13 protein-coding genes are annotated in these 15,249 nt (G+C 63.3%); 4 read left to right on the top strand and 9 right to left on the bottom strand.

The window, feature by feature from the left end; genetic code table 11:
* The first annotated feature begins 31 nt into the window (after positions 1-31).
* Positions 32-1,480, top strand: a complete 1,449-nt coding sequence (locus LRS06_RS19340) for a hypothetical protein (protein WP_257873013.1) — start codon at positions 32-34, stop codon at positions 1,478-1,480.
* A gap of 130 nt (positions 1,481-1,610) precedes the next feature.
* Here the strand turns inward: LRS06_RS19340 and LRS06_RS19335 are convergent, their stop codons facing one another.
* Positions 1,611-1,988, bottom strand: coding sequence for a helix-turn-helix domain-containing protein (locus LRS06_RS19335; protein WP_257873012.1), 378 nt, complete (start codon positions 1,986-1,988; stop codon positions 1,611-1,613).
* Positions 1,989-2,145: 157 nt separating this feature from the next.
* On the opposite strand from LRS06_RS19335, the gene LRS06_RS19330 reads away from it, so the two are divergent.
* On the top strand, positions 2,146-2,517 hold the full coding sequence (locus LRS06_RS19330; protein WP_257873011.1) for a DoxX family protein: 372 nt from the start codon (positions 2,146-2,148) through the stop codon (positions 2,515-2,517).
* A gap of 16 nt (positions 2,518-2,533) precedes the next feature.
* On the opposite strand, the gene LRS06_RS19325 is transcribed toward LRS06_RS19330, so the two are convergent.
* The 7 genes from LRS06_RS19325 to LRS06_RS19295 all read right to left on the bottom strand — a co-directional run bounded on the left by LRS06_RS19325 (position 2,534) and on the right by LRS06_RS19295 (position 12,196).
* Positions 2,534-4,474: an OmpA family protein gene (locus tag LRS06_RS19325; protein WP_257873010.1), complete on the bottom strand. Its 1,941-nt coding sequence runs from the start codon at positions 4,472-4,474 to the stop codon at positions 2,534-2,536.
* A gap of 209 nt (positions 4,475-4,683) precedes the next feature.
* Positions 4,684-6,144 carry a 3' terminal RNA ribose 2'-O-methyltransferase Hen1 gene (locus tag LRS06_RS19320; protein WP_257873009.1) on the bottom strand — a complete coding sequence of 487 codons (1,461 nt, stop codon included), beginning with the start codon at positions 6,142-6,144 and terminating at the stop codon, positions 4,684-4,686.
* Between the two features lie 184 nt (positions 6,145-6,328).
* Positions 6,329-6,589, bottom strand: a complete 261-nt coding sequence (locus LRS06_RS19315; RefSeq protein ID WP_257873008.1) for a T9SS type A sorting domain-containing protein — start codon at positions 6,587-6,589, stop codon at positions 6,329-6,331.
* Positions 6,582-8,510, bottom strand: coding sequence for a choice-of-anchor I family protein (locus LRS06_RS19310; RefSeq protein ID WP_257873007.1), 1,929 nt, complete (start codon positions 8,508-8,510; stop codon positions 6,582-6,584). Before LRS06_RS19310 ends, LRS06_RS19315 begins: the two co-directional genes overlap by 8 nt.
* A gap of 117 nt (positions 8,511-8,627) precedes the next feature.
* A complete protein-coding gene (locus tag LRS06_RS19305) occupies positions 8,628-10,025 on the bottom strand; it encodes a GH1 family beta-glucosidase (protein ID WP_257873006.1) in 1,398 nt (465 codons plus the stop codon).
* Between the two features lie 170 nt (positions 10,026-10,195).
* The gene (locus LRS06_RS19300; RefSeq protein ID WP_257873005.1) at positions 10,196-11,206 is read right to left on the bottom strand and encodes a glycosyltransferase family protein; all 1,011 of its coding nucleotides are present in this window, start codon (positions 11,204-11,206) and stop codon (positions 10,196-10,198) included.
* A 93-nt stretch (positions 11,207-11,299) separates the two neighbouring features.
* Positions 11,300-12,196, bottom strand: a complete 897-nt coding sequence (locus LRS06_RS19295; RefSeq protein WP_257873004.1) for a UDP-2,3-diacylglucosamine diphosphatase — start codon at positions 12,194-12,196, stop codon at positions 11,300-11,302.
* Positions 12,197-12,390: 194 nt separating this feature from the next.
* Between LRS06_RS19295 and LRS06_RS19290 the strand changes: the two genes are divergently transcribed.
* Complete coding sequence (locus tag LRS06_RS19290) at positions 12,391-12,942, top strand: hypothetical protein (RefSeq protein WP_257873003.1); 552 nt, start codon at positions 12,391-12,393, stop codon at positions 12,940-12,942.
* Between the two features lie 81 nt (positions 12,943-13,023).
* On the opposite strand, the gene LRS06_RS19285 is transcribed toward LRS06_RS19290, so the two are convergent.
* Entirely contained in the window at positions 13,024-13,539 is a 516-nt protein-coding gene (locus tag LRS06_RS19285; protein WP_257873002.1) for an NUDIX hydrolase, read from the bottom strand.
* Between the two features lie 170 nt (positions 13,540-13,709).
* Here LRS06_RS19285 and LRS06_RS19280 point away from each other — a divergent pair, with 170 nt between their 5' ends.
* On the top strand, positions 13,710-15,122 hold the full coding sequence (locus LRS06_RS19280; protein WP_257873001.1) for a DEAD/DEAH box helicase: 1,413 nt from the start codon (positions 13,710-13,712) through the stop codon (positions 15,120-15,122).
* Positions 15,123-15,249: the final 127 nt, after the last annotated feature.

The raw sequence follows: 15,249 nt of genomic DNA, 5'->3' as shown, positions 1-15,249 counted from the left end.
CGATGTATAATTCTTGTTTCCCAGCTATAGCATGAAAATATACTCTTGGGCACTGGCCATTCTACTGGCGTTTACCGGCTTCCCTGCGTTGGCGCAGCAGCTACCAAGCGGAATACAGCGCTTGGTAAGCAAGATTAAGCAAAAGAATGAACTGAAGAGCGAGTTTGTTGGCTATGCCGCCGTTACGCCTGAGCAGTACCATGATTTTATAGCCCTGAGAGATAGTGCCAGCCTGGAGGTACTGCTGCGCCTTACCAGGCACCACAATGCCGTGGTCAGGGGTTATGCCGGGTGGGCCCTGGCCGACCGGCAGTACGCTGGGCTGCCAACCTTGTTCACATATTTCTTACAGCATCCTCGCAAAGTCAAGACCATGCATGGCTGTATTGGCGGCAACAATGAACTGGCCAGTGAGTTCTACTTCCGGGTGGTGAATTACGGGTTGCGGCAGGCCCGTACCCACCCCGATTCCGTGTTCTATGCTGGACAACTGGCCCAGCTCGACAGCATTCTGTTGTATCACCATCCCCGGCACCGCCTAGCAGACTACGCCCTAAAGCGCAACGCGGCTAATCCTCGCCGTTATCAGATCATTAAGACAATCTACCAGCAGGATTCATCTTCCACGGCCCTGACCGCTTTGGCCGAATACCACCGTCCTGAAGATGTTGCTCTCCTGCAGCAAGCTGGATTCTCCGCATTTGCCGGAATTACCAGGTTTCCTGACAGCGCCTTCTGGCCACTGCTGACCAGTGTAGATCTGCAGGTGTTTGCCGGAAAGGACAACCTGAATGCTTCCTTCTACCTGTCTGACTACTACCGGGCCCTAGCGAGCTACCAGGATGAGCGGTCGGCCGCGTTTATCCGCGGGCTGTATCAGCACCAGCCGGTTCCGAGGCCTGCCAAGCTAGTGGTTGTATTAACGGAGACCAATAATCCGGTATACCACGATATTCTGCTGGATTTATGGGTAACCGACAAGATGATGCTGGTACCGGCCGTACAGGCAACGAGTGCCGCGCAGCCGGAAGCTGCCGCCCAAGCCTTTGCCAAGGGTATGCTGAGTTCGGTGCCGTACAGCGAGGATGACCCCAGTTCGGATTATCGATTTGACAGTGAAATAATACCTCTAATGCTACACCACTTGGAACGGTACAATGCTGCTGCCATACCCGCTATATGTAACTACAATGTGTTAACAGCAGACTTTCTGGCCTTGGAAAAGTTTCTTGACTATGTCCAGAGCAAGCGTATACAGGTCTGTAAACCAGCTATTATGACCCGGCTGCAGGGCCCCAACAGCGCCTTTAACATGTTCCATCTCACTCAGGCAGCGCTTGCCTACAATGATCCGGCTCTCAAGCCTGAGCTTCAACGCTTGCTGACAGAAAAGCAGAAAGACTGGGACCAGTACAACTGGTCTTCATCATTTAGAAAGCTGTTAACGGCCAACGGTATTACTATAGCTGCGGGGCAATGACTTGGCCCGCCCGTTTCGATAAGCTCCTGAATTCTTATAACCTCACTCCGTTAGCCCCCTAATCCGAGTTCAGCCTGAATGCTTAAGCGGCAGTCGACGTCTGAAGCGCACCACGACTGGTACCAGCCCCTTACGCCGCCACTGCTTCGCCCGCGTGCATGATGTGGGCGCGGTGCAGCTGGCCCCACGCGTGCAGGGCTTCGATGACGGGAAACAGCGTGCGGCCGTAGGCCGCCAGGGTGTACGTCACGGCCACGGGCGCCGCGTCGGCCTGCACGTGGCGGGTAATCAGGCCGTTTATTTCCAGCTCCTTCAGCTCCTTGCTGAGCATTTTGGCCGTGATGCCCGCTACCTCGCGCTGGAGCTGCTTGAAGCGCTGCGGGCCGCCGCTTAACCCCACAATGATGGGCAGCTTCCACTTGCCGCCGAGCAAATCGAGGGAGTCGCGCACGGAGCGCATGGCGCCGGTGCATGCGGCGTGGGAAGGCGCGGAGGAAGGAAAAGTCATGGGACAAAGGTCGTTAGAAATCAGGTGAGTACCCCGCAGCATACCGGTATCCTTTGGGAAACCGCTATCCGGAACATACCACCAGGCCAGCACCTTTACCCCGGCAGGCCGCCACCGACGGCCGCTTGCTCATCCTTCATTCTCAAGGTGTACTGACATGGCATTCAACAAGAAATACCTCCTGCCCGGCCTGCTCACGGCCGTCCCTGCGCTGCTGATTACGGCCAGCGGCATCATGAAACTTATCGGCGGCCCGGAAATCCAGAAAGCCATGGCCGAAACCGGCGTGGCCGAGTATGTCAAGATGCTGGGGCTGATGGAGCTGGTATTCACGGCTCTGTTCCTCTACCCGCGCACCATGAAGCTGGGCTTGCTGCTGCTCACCAGCTACTTTGCCGGCGCCATTGCCACCGACCTTTCCCACGGCCGCAGCGTGGTTACTCCCGCCGTTATCCTGGCCCTGGTCTGGATTGCCGCCTTCGTCCGCGACCGGTCGGCGTTTCTCCCAGTGGCTCGGCCGCTGGCGTAGCTTTATTAGCCGTCCTTTACTTCCCTCCCGTGATACGGAACTCCACGCGGCGGTTGAGGCGGCGGGTGGTTTCCTGGTCGTTGGCGGCACGGGGCTCGGCACCGCCCAGCCCGAGGCCGGTGATGCGCTCCGCCGCCACGCCGTGGCTTACCAGGTACGCCTTCACCACCTCTACCCGCTGCTCACTCAGGAGCACGTTTTTCTGCGGGTCGCCCACGTTGTCGGTGTGGCCGCGCAGCTCGATGGTGAGCTTAGGGTTGGCAGTCAGCAGCGTCAGCAGCCGGTCGAGGTCGGGGCCGGACGAGGTCAGCAGCACCGCCTTGCCCTGCTCAAACTGCACCTTATCCAGGCGCAGCACGGAGCCCAGGGCCAGCGGCTGCAGCAGCACGTCGCGCACGTGCGGCCCCGGCGCCAGGGTGTAGGTGGTATCCACGGCCAGGTAGCCGGGCAGCTGCACCCGCGCCCGGTAGCGCTGGCCGGGGCCGCCCACGCCGGCAAACGTGCCCTGCGCTGAAACCGTGAGGGTGGTGTCGGTAGCCGGGCCCGTGAGGTGCAGGCGGGCTTCGGGCAAGGGCCGGAACGTGGTGGCATCGAGCACCCGCCCGCGCCAGCTGGCCGTGGCTGGCAGGGCCGGGGCCGCCCGGATGCGGCCCGCTTCCCGCAGCACGTTGCAGCCGGCCAGGTCGGTGTACACGCCCCGCCTTACCTTGGTGGCCTTGCGCTTTTCGAAGTCAACCAGGTACAGGGCCTTGGGGCCGGCCAGGTAGAACACGCGGTTGCCCTCGGCATCCAGCTGCAGCACTACGTCGCTGTAGCCGCCTTTGCTGGGCAGGCCGTCTACCGGCAGCAGGTCGGCCCAGGGCCGGCTGGTGGGCAGGTCCACGGCCAGCAGGGTGCCGTTGGTGCTGTACACCTGGTAGAGCGTGTTGTTTTCGTCGAGGCAGAAGTTGGCGTGCGTGCCCGCGCCGGCAAAGCCAATGGCCGGGTAGTACCGGGCCTGGCGCACGGGGTCGGCGGTCCACACCGTCGTCACGGTGTTTGCAGTAGGGCTGACTTTCACCAGCTTGCCGGCATCAGAAGTAATGAAGTACAGGTCGCCGCGCGCGTCGGTGGCGGCCGAAATCCATACGTTGTCCCCGCCCTGGGCCGGCAGCCGCCACGGAGTGTAGCGGCCCTGGCGGGTGGCGGGGTCGTAGCGGTACACGTACTCCGGAGCGTCGGTTGGCGCCTTGGTCACGGAGTACAGGCAATTGTCGAACCCTTTGGCCAGGGCATACGACTGAAACGGCAGCACCCGGCTGTGCACCACGGGTGGCTGGGTGGGGTCTTCCACCGAAAACTCGTGAATCGTGCGGCAGTCGTCTTCCCATAGGTCGTCGTGCACGCGCAGGGCCGCAATGCCGTACATCTTGTCGTCGCAGCCCTGGTCGGTGTAGCGGCGGCTGGGCAGGCCCTTGCCGGTGAGGGCAAACGAATTTACCAGCTGCCGGCCTTCGGCCAGGCGGCGGGCATCGGCGGCGCTGGCCACCTGACACTCCAGCCGGTATTCGTAGCCGTTGCGCCAGAGGCGCCGCCCCAGCACGTGGGCCCGCCCGGCCGCAGCAGCTTTGTAGGTGTATTCGTAGCGCACTTCCTGGTAGAAGCCGGCATCGGCCTGTTCGAGGCTGAGGATGCGCACCTGTGGCAGCCGGCGGAGCGCGCCCCAAAGGGAGTCCGGCTCCCCGGTCTTCAGCAAATCGAGGTCCTTACGGCTAGGGGGCACCGGGCTGATGGCCAGCTGTACCCAGGCCGGAGCCTGGCGCCGGGTTTCGCCGGTATAAAAGGTGATATGGCCCCAGGCGGCTTCCTCCTGCACCCACCAGCCCGCCGGGTAGGTAAGCTGGTAGCCGGCGCGGGCATCGGAGAACTGCTGCCCCCCTATCTGCGCGGAAAGCGGCAGCCAACCCAGTGCCAGCACCAACGTCAGTAAAACCTTTAAATACACTACAGGGTGGGAATGAGTTATCCTTCAAAATTAGCGAAGGTTGCGGCATAATCCCGCATAACCCACCCAGTCCGCTATGGCAATTAGCGTTGTTGAAAGATCTTTCAGCGCATCCTGCTCAGCAGGACATCATACCGAGCTCCACGAAACATGTCGTTCCTGATTGCTTCTCTGTCCTCAGCTTACTGCTCAAACACGGCCAGCTGCGAGGGGGCGCCTACTTCGGGGGCTTCGGGGCCCAGGGGCTCAATGCGTACCCGGTAGCCGTGCCGTTCGGCTATGCCTTCGGCCCACGCGGCGAACTGCGCCCTGGTCCATTCGAAGCGGTGGTCGTGGTGGCGGAAGTCGCCGGCGGCCAGGGCTTCGTAGCGCTGGTTGTAGTCGGCGTTGGGGGTGGTAACGAGCACGGCGCCGGGGCGGGCGCGGGCAAAGACCACCTGCTCGAAGGCCGCCAGCCGGCTTTCATCCAGGTGCTCGATGACTTCTACCACGGCCGCCGCGTCGTAGCCGGCCAGGCGGGCATCGTGGTAGAGCAAGGAGCCTTGGGTGAGCGTAAGCCGCTCGCGCTGGCGCGGGGGCATTTCGGCCACGTGCAGCCGCTGCTGGGCCCGCTCCAGCTCCCGCCACGATACATCCAGGGCCAGGATATGCTCGATACTCCCATTTTTCAGCAGGCGGCGCACCAGCTTGCCTTCCCCGCACCCCAAATCCAGCACCCGCTTGGCCCCCAGTTGCCGAATTTCCTCGGTCACGCGGTCCAGGCGCAGGTCGTGGAGGTTTTGCTTAGCTGGCGCGTCCCCGTCTGCCGGCGCGCTGGCACCTACTACGTCGGAGGACTCAGGAGTATCTACCACAGCACCCGCCGGGAAATCGGCAATGGTTTCCGGAGTTTCCTCATCGAGTGAATCATCAGCCAGCAGACGTTCCAGCGTGGGGTTCACGAACTCGGCGAAGCGCAGGTAGCGGCGCGTGATAAACTCCCGCTCGGGGTGGCGCGGGAGCCACTCGCCCCCGCGCCGCAGCAGCTTATCGGCTTCTTCCCGGCTGATCCAGTAGTGCTTGTCGCCCCGGTCGAGCACCGGAATGAGCACGTAGAGGTGGCTCAGCAGGTCGCGCACGCGCAGGGCCGGGTGGCGCAGGCGCAGCGTGAAGTAGCAGCTGTTGCCCCAGTCCGGCTGCTTGGAGTCGAGCAGGTGCGCCTCGGTTTCTACTTCGTAGCCCAGCGGGACAAACAGGCGGCGCAGCTGCTCGGCACTGGCGGCGGGCATCACGGCCACGGTGGCTTCGAGGGGCAGCAGCACCTCGGGCAGCGCGGGGCGGTCCTTGCAGGTGCCGTTCATGGCCGTGTTGAAGGCCTTGACCAGGGCCGCGCTCAGAAACGAGGAAGCCACGTACGGCCGGTCGTTCACGTACTGCTCCAGGGCAAACCCTTCGCCGGCCGGCCCCCGGTGGCTGCGCACCAGCGCCACGGGGTCGATGTCGAGCAGCAGGGCGGCGGTGCAGCGCTCCGGGGTGGCTTCGGGGTAAAAGATGTGCGCCTGCCCGCCGGTAATTTCCAGGCTCTGGAGGCGCGCCGGGTTCTTGTGCAGGAGGTAGCCCAGGTCGGTAGCGGGCTGGTGGGTGGTGGTAATCGTGAGTAGCATGAGGGATAAGGCGGCGGATAGAACACGGCACCGCCCTACCCGGGCAGGCCGGGGCAAGTTACCCATTCTGCCAAAAGGGCCGCTACCACCTTTCAGAACTATTTGCCTCGAACACCCGGAACGCAAAAGCCCCCGTTCGCTCTGATGGAACGGGGGCCTGCCAGTAAGTTCGGAAGAGCAATGGTTACTGCACTACCAGCCGCGTGCCGGTGCCGTCCGTGGTGCGGAGCAAGTACACGCCGGGCGTCATGCCGGCCGTGGAAAGGCGGGCGGTTTTCGGGAACGTGCGCACCAGTTGCCCCAGTGGGTTGTATAGGGCGCCAGCGGCGGGCCGGCTTAGCTGCACTTCCTGGCCCTGGCTGGGGTTGGGGTACACGCGCAAAGGCGGGCCGGCTACGGTCGGACGGCTGGCCGTAACGGTGCCCCTGAGCTGAATTTCATACACCCCCCACCGAGCTGCTTACCTCGTTGGCCAGCAGCAGCAGCGGCTTACCGGTAGGGCTGTTTTCGGCCGCTACCACAATAATGCCCTCGGGGCCCTGGTCGCCGGTGCCGGCCGTGAGGCTGCGGTTGTTTACGTACTGCACCAGCTCGGGCGCGGCGGGGTCGTTCAGGTTGAACACGGCCACGCCGCCCATGCGCTCCAGCGAAACGAAGGCGTATACCGTGTCGCGCAGGGTTGCTACGGCTACCCCTTCGGGCTCGGGCCCCTTGTCGTCGGAGCGGTTCTTGCGGGCGGGTGCGCCGGTGGTGTTGCTGGCGTTGAAGATGCTGCCAAACGCGGGGTCGGTGCTCGTGAGGCGCTCCAGCAAATTGCCACTGTCGTGGACCAGCGCCCCGGTGCTGGCATTATAAACGCTGAAGGACCGGCCTCCAAAGGCATAGATTTCATCGAAGTCCCCGTCGCCGTCGGTGTCGCCCAGGCGGTTGGTCACGTTCAGGCGGCCCAGGGCTTGCTCATCCTTCAGCAGGGCGGCCTGCGGAAACGCGGCGGCATCCAGGGGCAAATCCTTCAGGCGCACGGCCTCCGTCAGGGCCGAGTACTCGCGGGCGTCGCCCTCGTTGGCCGTGATGAGGTAGCGCTGCCCGGCCACCTCAAACGCGGCCAGGGCATCGGGCTGGCGCATGCCTTTAATGGGCCAGCTGGCCAGCAGCACGTCGGCGGTTTTGTCGGACGCATCCAGCGCAAAGCCGGCCTGGCTATGGTCCTGATAGCCGGCCGGGTGCAGGGCCGTGAACTGTTTGGTTGTGAGGTCGAGGGTAGCAATGGCGTTATTTTCCTGCAGCGTTATGTAGGCCACGCGCGAATCGGCCGACACGGCCACGTACTCCGGTTCCAGGTCCTGGGCCACGGAGCTGGGCGCGGCCGCGGTGCCCCCGTACAGTCGGATGCCCGCCTGCCGAAGCTGGGCGGCCTGGCCGTTGTAGCTGCTGAAGCCGACCGTCGTCACGCTCTCCTGGCTGAGGCCGGCCACCCCACCCGTCAGGTCGATGATGGATACCGAGCCCTCGGGGTCAAGGCTGTAGTCGGATTTCGGCTCGCCCTCATTGGCCGTCAGCAGCAGCTTGCCGTCGGGCGAAAAGGTAATCATGTCGGGCAGGGCGCCTACGGTCAGCTGCTTCAGTAGCGTGCCTTGCTGGTCGAAGAGCACCACGCTGCCATTCTGCTGGGGAGCGGCGTTTTCCACGGCACAGGCCACCACCCCGTCGCGCACGGCCACGGAGTTGATGTTGCCGAAGGGTTTGATGTCAAGCGAAGCTACCGGTTCCAGCTGGGCGGGTTTGGTCATATCGAGGATATCCAGCTTACCTCCAATGGAGTTAGCCACAAACAGCCGCTTGCTACCGGGGTCGAAGGCAATGATTTCCGCCGAGTTTTTGCCGGCCTCTCCGTTCTGGTACGAACCCAGATGCCGCAAACCCAGGCGCCCGGTGCGGGCCGGGGCCGCGTCGTCGTTGTCTTTTATGTACACCAGCACCTCCCCCTTGCCGGCCGCTACCGTCCCATTGGTGGGCGTGCGCAGCTGCAGGGTAAAGTACTCGGCGCCTTCGCTTAGCTGGTCGTCGGTGAGGGCTATGGTGAGCTCCTGCCCGGTGGTAGCCCCGCCTGGGAACGTGACGGTTTGGGTAGTGAAGGTAAAATCCGAGCCCACGGTGGCCGTGCTCAGCCCCGGCACCAGCGCTACCTCCACGGTACTGGCTGCCGCGCCGGCATTCTGGAGGCTGATGGGCAGGCGAATGGTGCCCTCGTTTTCAGTGGCTACCATTGTGGTGGTTGGCCAGCCAATGGTTTGCGCCTGAGCCCGGGAAACGCCGAGCAGCCCGGCAAGGCCCACGCCGAAACTGGCAAGTAAAGTTGTACGCATCAACGAAAAGTTTGCTGGTGGTTGAATGCGCCAAAGCTACCGGCGGGCCGTTACGGCAACTTTACCCCGTCATTATAGAATCATGAAGCGCCTCGCAGACCGTTTGTGGCGGGGCTCCTACACCTCCTCCCCCGCCAGCAGCAGCCCGTACCAGTGCCCCGAGTCCTTAATGGTACGCTGCTGGGTTTCGTAATCGACGTGGACCAGCCCGAAGCGTGGGTGGTAGCCCTCGGCCCATTCAAAGTTGTCGGTAAACGACCACACAAAGTAGCCATCCACCGGCACGCCTTCCCGCCGCGCCCGCAGGACCTGTCCGATGCAGGCCCGCAGAAACGACTGCCGGGCGGGGTCGGGCACGCGGCCGTCGGAGGTGAGAGTGTCAGGGAAGGCGGCCCCGTTTTCGGTGACGACCAGGCGCTGGGCATTGGGGTAAGCGGCCACCTTCTTGAGCAGGTGGTAGATGCTTTCAGGGTACACTTCCCAGCCCATGCTGGTGATGGGCACCCCGCGGCGGCGCGCACTCACCAGCCGAGCCCACACCAGCGGCACGTAGGGCGCAAACCCTATTACCTCACGGGTGTAGTTCTGCACGCCCAGGAAGTCGAAGTCGAAGGGCAGCCGCTGCTCGTCGCCGGGGCGGTGGTAGCGCTCCAGGCGGCGCAGCACGGGCAAATCGGCTACGGGGTAGCCCAGCCCCAGGGCCGGCTCAATGAACATCCGGTTGAAGGCGGCATCGGCGCGGCGGGCAGCGGCTTCGTCGCGGGGCAGGCCGGGGCGCCAGGGCTGCACGTGGGAGCCCGAGAAGCTGGTCCCGATTTGTGTCCCGGCGGGCAGTGTGGCTCGCAAAGCCCGGCCGCCCTCGGCCTGGGCCAGGGCCGCGTGGTGGGTAGCCGCCAGAAATGCGGGCAAACTGCGGCGACCAGGCGCGTGGATGCCCAGCAGATGCCCCACGCCCACGAAGGCCAGCGGCTCGTTCAGCACTATCCAGTGTCGCACCCGGTCGCCGAGGCGCTGGGCCATTAGCTGGGCGTAATCCGTGAACCAGCCCACCACGTCGCGGTGCGCCCAGCCGCCCTGGCGCTGCAGGGCGGCCGGCAAATCCCAATGATAGAGTGTCACCCACGGCTCGATGCCCCGTTCCAGGCAGCCATCCACCAGCCGGTCGTAGAAATCGAGGCCCGCGGGGTTGGCGGCCCCTCGCCCCTGCGGCAGCACCCGCGACCAGGCCACTGAAAACCGGAAGTTGGGCAGGTGCAGCCCACGCATCAAGTCCAGGTCCTCGGGCCAGCGGTGGTAGAAGTCAGTAGCCACGTCGGCCGTGGCGCCGCCCTTGATGCGCCCGCGGCGGTGCACAAACTCGTCCCAGATGCTGGGTCCTTTGCCGTCAGCCTGCCAGGCTCCCTCCGTCTGGTAAGCCGCCGCTGAAGTGCCCCAGTGAAAGTCGGCTCCAAAGTCGGCGCGGGAAAAGGCGGCGGGCGAGGTCGGCGGGAAAAACGCCGCGGGCAGTTCGGACATGAAAAAGGGAGCTGTTGGCCGTCAGCTGTTAGCTAAGCTATATGGATAGTAAAGAAAACCGGCTGTCATGCTGAGCGAAGTCGAAGCATCTCTGCCGCTTCGTTGTAAGGCTCTTGAATAGCCAGAGGTAGAGATGCTTCGACTGCGCTCAGCATGACAGATTCCAACAACTAATGGCGCTTGCGGCCCAACTGCTCCATCAATAGCCGGTCGATGATGCGGCCGGTTTCGTCAGGGTAGTCTACCGGGATGGGGCGACCAAAGCGGAGCCACTCCTCTACCCCGGTCAGGTGCTTGTCTTTCAGGCTTTTCACCACGGGCACGCCCAGGTGGGCCAGGGAGGCGGCATTGCAGGCCTGCTCGTACTGGTTTTTCATGGGCACCACCAGCAGTTTCTTACCTAGGTACAGGGCCTCGGCGGGCGTTTCGAACCCGGCCCCGCAGAATACCCCGGCGCTGCGGGCCAAGCTGTCGGTGAAGGCCGTCCCGCTCACCGGCCGTACCCGCACATTGCCGTGCTGGGACTCCTGCTGGCTGTGCTTGCTGAACACTTCCCAGGCCACATCGCGGCTGATGTGGCGCAGACGGCTTACCAGGGTTTCCTCATCATAGGCGGGCAGGTACACGGTGTAGTGGCCGTCGTTCTGGGGCGTCAGCTCGCGCACCTGCCGGCGGATAACGGGCGTGAAGGTGTGCTCGTCGTAGCGCTCGAAGTGGAAGCCGTAGTGGGCCGTGGAGGGCGCGTAGTGGCGCAGCACGGCGTGGCCCACCGGGTCGGGCCGGCGCGGGCGCGGGGCCTGCGGGCCTAGCACGGCACTCTGGTGGCTGAGGGCCACGCAGGGCACCTGCCGCAGCCAGCAGGCCCACGCCGAAACCGGCTCGAAGTCATTTATCACCAGGTCGTAGTCCTTCACCGGCAGCTCCCGGGTTTGGCGCAGCAGGGCCGGGGCGTTGAGCTGGGCAAAGGTCTTGCTGAAGCTGATGCCCCCGCTTTTGCCGAAGATAAAGCCCATGCCGTGGCAGCGGTAGCGCACCGGATAGGGCAGCTGAATATCAGAGGGCGGCCCGCTGATGAGCACGTCGAGGTGGGAGGCGCGCTCCTGCAGCAGGGGCACAATATCGAGGGAGCGGGCCAAGTGGCCGTTGCCGGTGCCCTGGATAGCATACAGAATACGTGGCATCAGAAAACGAAACGGTGGGCCGAAAGCAGACCGACACGCAGCCCCGGGCTTTTCGGCAGTAGTAAGCCCGACCGGCAAGATGCGGCAAATTTTCTATTCCTCCGCAGGCGCCGTGCGTAGGCTTAGCTCGGCCAGCAAGCCCTGCAGCAGGGCGGCCGGGGCAGCATCGGCGGCCCGGTCGGTATCGTCGGCCTCATCCGTTTCCGAGTTAGGGTCCGGGAGCTGCATTCGGGGGTCGTCGGCGTAGCGGTAGAGGTGCCAGCCGGTGGCGGCGGTGTACTCTAGGGCGGTGAGATTTTCCACCCAGTCGCCGGAGTTCAGGTACTGAACCGGGCCGTGGGCGGTGGTCAGCGTTTTGATTTCGGGGCAGTGGATGTGGCCGCAGGCTACGAACTGGTAGCCCCGCTCCCCGGCAATGTCGGCAGCGGTCTGCTCGAAGTCCCCCACCAGGCGCACGGCACTTTTCACGCGGTCCTTCACGGCCTTCGACAAAGCCACGCGGGGCCGGCCCAGCTTCTGCAGCCCGAAGTTGACGAGGCGGTTGAGCAGAATCAGCAGATCGTAGCCGTGGCCACCCAGGCGGGCCAGCCAGCGGGCGTGGCGCATGGTCACGTCGAACACGTCGCCATGAAAAAACCAGGCCCGGCCGTGGGGCAGCTCCAGCACCAGCTTGTTGTCGAGGGTGAGGGCGCCGAGGCGGGTACCGGCAAATTTGCGCAGCAGCTCGTCGTGGTTGCCGGTGAGGTAGTAGATACGGGTACCCTTGGCGGCCAGCCCGGCCAGGTGGCGCACTACGCGCATGTGGGCAGCCGGCCAGTAGCTTTTGCTGAACTGCCAGATGTCCACGATGTCGCCGTTGAGCACCAGGGTTTTGGGGCGGATGCTTTTCAGGTACCGCAGCAGCTCCGTGGCGTGGCAGCCATAGGTGCCCAGATGCACGTCTGAAATAACGACTACCTCCACGCGCCGACGACGCACCTTCGTTTTCATAGGTAGACTTTCGCTGTGACACACAAGCTATGTGCAAAGCAACACCACGCACATTCAGAAGAAGTTACGCAGCCATTATCTATGCTTTATGCTTGCGTGAAGCGGCGCGGCCATAGTGCGGGTGTGCAGGAGCTTTCTTACCTTTGTCCAGTAATCAAGGCTTTTTAACTTCGTTTTGTCTAATTATTTCTTGCATGAAACAGTTTTTCCTTCTGCTGGCTCTGTTCTCCACCCTGGCTGCCTCGGCCCAGGTGCAAACGGAGCGTAAAAAGTACCTCCGTCCGAAAAAAGACGAGGAGTGCCAGTACGTGCAGAACGTAACCAAGAACACCGACGAAGATGCGGAGGTATCGGCCAGCGTGACGCGCCTGGCGTACCGCCCCTACGCCGAGCTGCTGCTGGAGCTGAACGAGCAGCGCAAGTACACCACCTGGGCCGACTCCGCTTACCAGCGCCGCCTCAACAACCTGCCCGCCGGCGGGGTGCTGGTCGTGACGATGCTGCGCCGCGGCTCTACCAACGCCAACCCGTCTTACCTGAGCCTGGTGGTAAAGGATAAGGACGAAAAGGAGCTGCTCAACATTCCGTCTCTGCCCAACGGCGACGGCCGCTTCTGGAACCGCGACTTATACAAAAGCCAGCGTATTATTCCATTTGTTAAAACACCCGAACCTCAGGCTTTGCGCGTGATAATCAACGATGCCAAGCTGAAAGAAGACTTCGAGTACATAGTCAATACGCAGTAATATCGGAATTTACCCAAATGAAAAGCCCTGTTTTCGCACGAAAACAGGGCTTTTCATGCATATACAAATGAGTAAACAGGGTTATTTCCGGCGCAGCTGAGCCCACTGCACGGCGGCAAACGTCTTGGCATCCAAAAAGCGCTGGGCCAGCATTTCCTCCCAGGTCAGCGGCACCACATCCAGCTTTTCGCCCTCACTCGCCAGCCCCCCACCGGCCCCCGACTGGTGGCTGACTTCGGCGTAGAATACGCTCATCAGCTCGGCGCTGGTGCCGGGCGAGGCGTAGAACTCGGCCAGGGACTCCAGGTGGTCCACGTCGTAGCCCAGCTCTTCCTGCAGCTCCCGCCGGATGGCCGTCTCGACGCTTTCGCCGGGGTCGAGCATGCCGGCCGGAATTTCCAGTATCTCCTCCTCGGGCCCGATACGGTACTGGCGCACGAACAGGTAGCGCTGCTGCGCGGTGTCCAGCACCAGGGCTGCCACCGACCTGCCCGGCTCGAACCGCTCCCGCTTGAGCTGGTCGTCGCCATCCTGCAGGGAAAGCAGGCGAAGCTTGAAATGGCCGTCGTACACGAGTTTCTGGTCGGTTATCTGCATAGCTGGAAGGAAGGTTAAGAGCCGCTGACGAGGCTCAGGTGACGTTCGGTATACTCGGGTACGTGGCCCGGTGTTTGCCCGGCCAGCCTATTTGCCGCAAATATGCGACCTTTGCTAATTCATTGCGGCCGGCCCTTACATATTGCGACCAGGCCATTTTTTTCTGTTTGATGTCTTTCGACGACCTTAATTTAATTGATCCTATCCTGCAGGCCTTGCAGGAAGAAGGCTACACTACCCCCACGCCCATCCAGCAGCAAGCCATTCCGCACGTCCTCGACGGGAAAGATTTGCTGGGGGTGGCCCAGACCGGCACCGGCAAAACGGCCGCCTTCACGGTACCCATTCTGCAGGTGCTGCACCAAACGGCCCTCGTGGAACGCCACTCCCAGTCGCGCATCCGCTGCCTGGTGCTCACGCCTACCCGCGAGCTGGCTATTCAGATCGGGGAAAGCTTCGCGGCTTACGGCCGCCACCTCAAGCTGCGCCACACCGTTATCTTTGGGGGCGTGGGCCAGACGCCCCAGACTTCGGCCCTGAAGCGCGGCGTGGAAGTGGTTATTGCTACCCCCGGCCGCCTGCTCGACCTCATGAACCAGGGCTTCGTGGATTTGCGCCACATTGAAGTGTTTGTGCTGGATGAGGCCGACCGCATGCTCGACATGGGCTTTATCCACGATATCCGCCGCATTCTGCCCAAGCTGCCGGCCCGCCGCCAGACCCTGTTTTTCTCGGCCACCATGCCGCCCCAGATTCAGGAGCTGGCCAACACCATCCTGCGCCCTAACCCGGTGAAGGTGGCCGTTACGCCCGTGTCGAGCACCGCCGATACCGTGACGCAGGCCGTGTATCTGGTCGATAAAGAGGACAAGCCGGCGTTGCTGGAGCACGTCCTCGGCGACAAGCAGATCCGGCGGGTGCTGGTGTTTACGCGCACCAAACATGGCGCCGACCGGGTGGTGAAAACCCTGGCCAAGGCCAACATCCCGGCCGAAGCCATCCACGGCAACAAGTCGCAGAACCACCGGCAGCGCGCCCTCAGCAACTTCAAAGCCGGCACCACCCGCGTGCTGGTGGCTACCGACATTGCCGCCCGGGGCATCGACGTGGATGAGCTGACTCACGTTATCAACTACGAAGTGCCCAACGAGCCCGAAACCTACGTGCACCGCATCGGGCGCACGGGCCGGGCCGGGGCCCTGGGCACGGCCCTCACCTTCGTGGAAGACGAGGAACGGGCGTATCTGCAGGACATTCAGAAGCTGATCCGGCGCCAGCTGGACGTGGTAGACGACCACCCCTACCTGACCAAGGACGTGGCACCCGTGCTGCTGCATGGCGGGGCGCCCATCAAGCGCCCCAAAGGCCCCGCCGGCCGCGCCCCACGCCCCGACCGGGGCCGGCCGGAAGGTGCTTCTGCCCGCCCACCCCGCGACAACAGCCGCGCCCCCCGGGAAAACTCGGGCCCACGGCGCCCGGCAGCTGGTAGCAGCCCCGCCGCCGCGGGTGGCTCCAGCAGCAACGAAGGTGCCCGGCGGCGCTTCCGGGGTGGCAACAGCCGCGGCGGCTCCTCCAGCCGCTAATCCGGGGCCATTACGGCTATCCTGACACGCAAAAGCCTCCCGCTGATTTAACCGGCGGGAGGCTTTTGCCTTGTGACGAAAACAAAAACGGGCGGTTATGGCTTTGATATAAACAGAATTAACTGAG

The sequence above is a fragment of the Hymenobacter sp. J193 genome (assembly GCF_024700075.1).
Classification (GTDB): Bacteria; Bacteroidota; Bacteroidia; order Cytophagales; family Hymenobacteraceae; genus Hymenobacter.
Note: the sequence above shows the minus strand (reverse complement) of the source record. Positions and strands in the feature narration are given on the sequence as shown.

Bases quoted from the DNA above. Each gene is read 5' to 3' on its own strand.
- LRS06_RS19320 (WP_257873009.1), bottom strand. From the start codon at position 6,144: ATGCTACTCACGATTACCACCACCCACCAGCCCGCTACCGACCTGGGC.
- LRS06_RS19300 (WP_257873005.1), bottom strand. From the start codon at position 11,206: ATGCCACGTATTCTGTATGCTATCCAGGGCACCGGCAACGGCCACTTG.
- LRS06_RS19305 (WP_257873006.1), bottom strand. From the start codon at position 10,025: ATGTCCGAACTGCCCGCGGCGTTTTTCCCGCCGACCTCGCCCGCCGCC.
- LRS06_RS19290 (WP_257873003.1), top strand. From the start codon at position 12,391: ATGAAACAGTTTTTCCTTCTGCTGGCTCTGTTCTCCACCCTGGCTGCC.
- LRS06_RS19335 (WP_257873012.1), bottom strand. From the start codon at position 1,988: ATGACTTTTCCTTCCTCCGCGCCTTCCCACGCCGCATGCACCGGCGCC.
- LRS06_RS19280 (WP_257873001.1), top strand. From the start codon at position 13,710: ATGTCTTTCGACGACCTTAATTTAATTGATCCTATCCTGCAGGCCTTG.
- LRS06_RS19310 (WP_257873007.1), bottom strand. From the start codon at position 8,510: ATGCGTACAACTTTACTTGCCAGTTTCGGCGTGGGCCTTGCCGGGCTG.
- LRS06_RS19340 (WP_257873013.1), top strand. From the start codon at position 32: ATGAAAATATACTCTTGGGCACTGGCCATTCTACTGGCGTTTACCGGC.
- LRS06_RS19285 (WP_257873002.1), bottom strand. From the start codon at position 13,539: ATGCAGATAACCGACCAGAAACTCGTGTACGACGGCCATTTCAAGCTT.
- LRS06_RS19295 (WP_257873004.1), bottom strand. From the start codon at position 12,196: ATGAAAACGAAGGTGCGTCGTCGGCGCGTGGAGGTAGTCGTTATTTCA.
- LRS06_RS19330 (WP_257873011.1), top strand. From the start codon at position 2,146: ATGGCATTCAACAAGAAATACCTCCTGCCCGGCCTGCTCACGGCCGTC.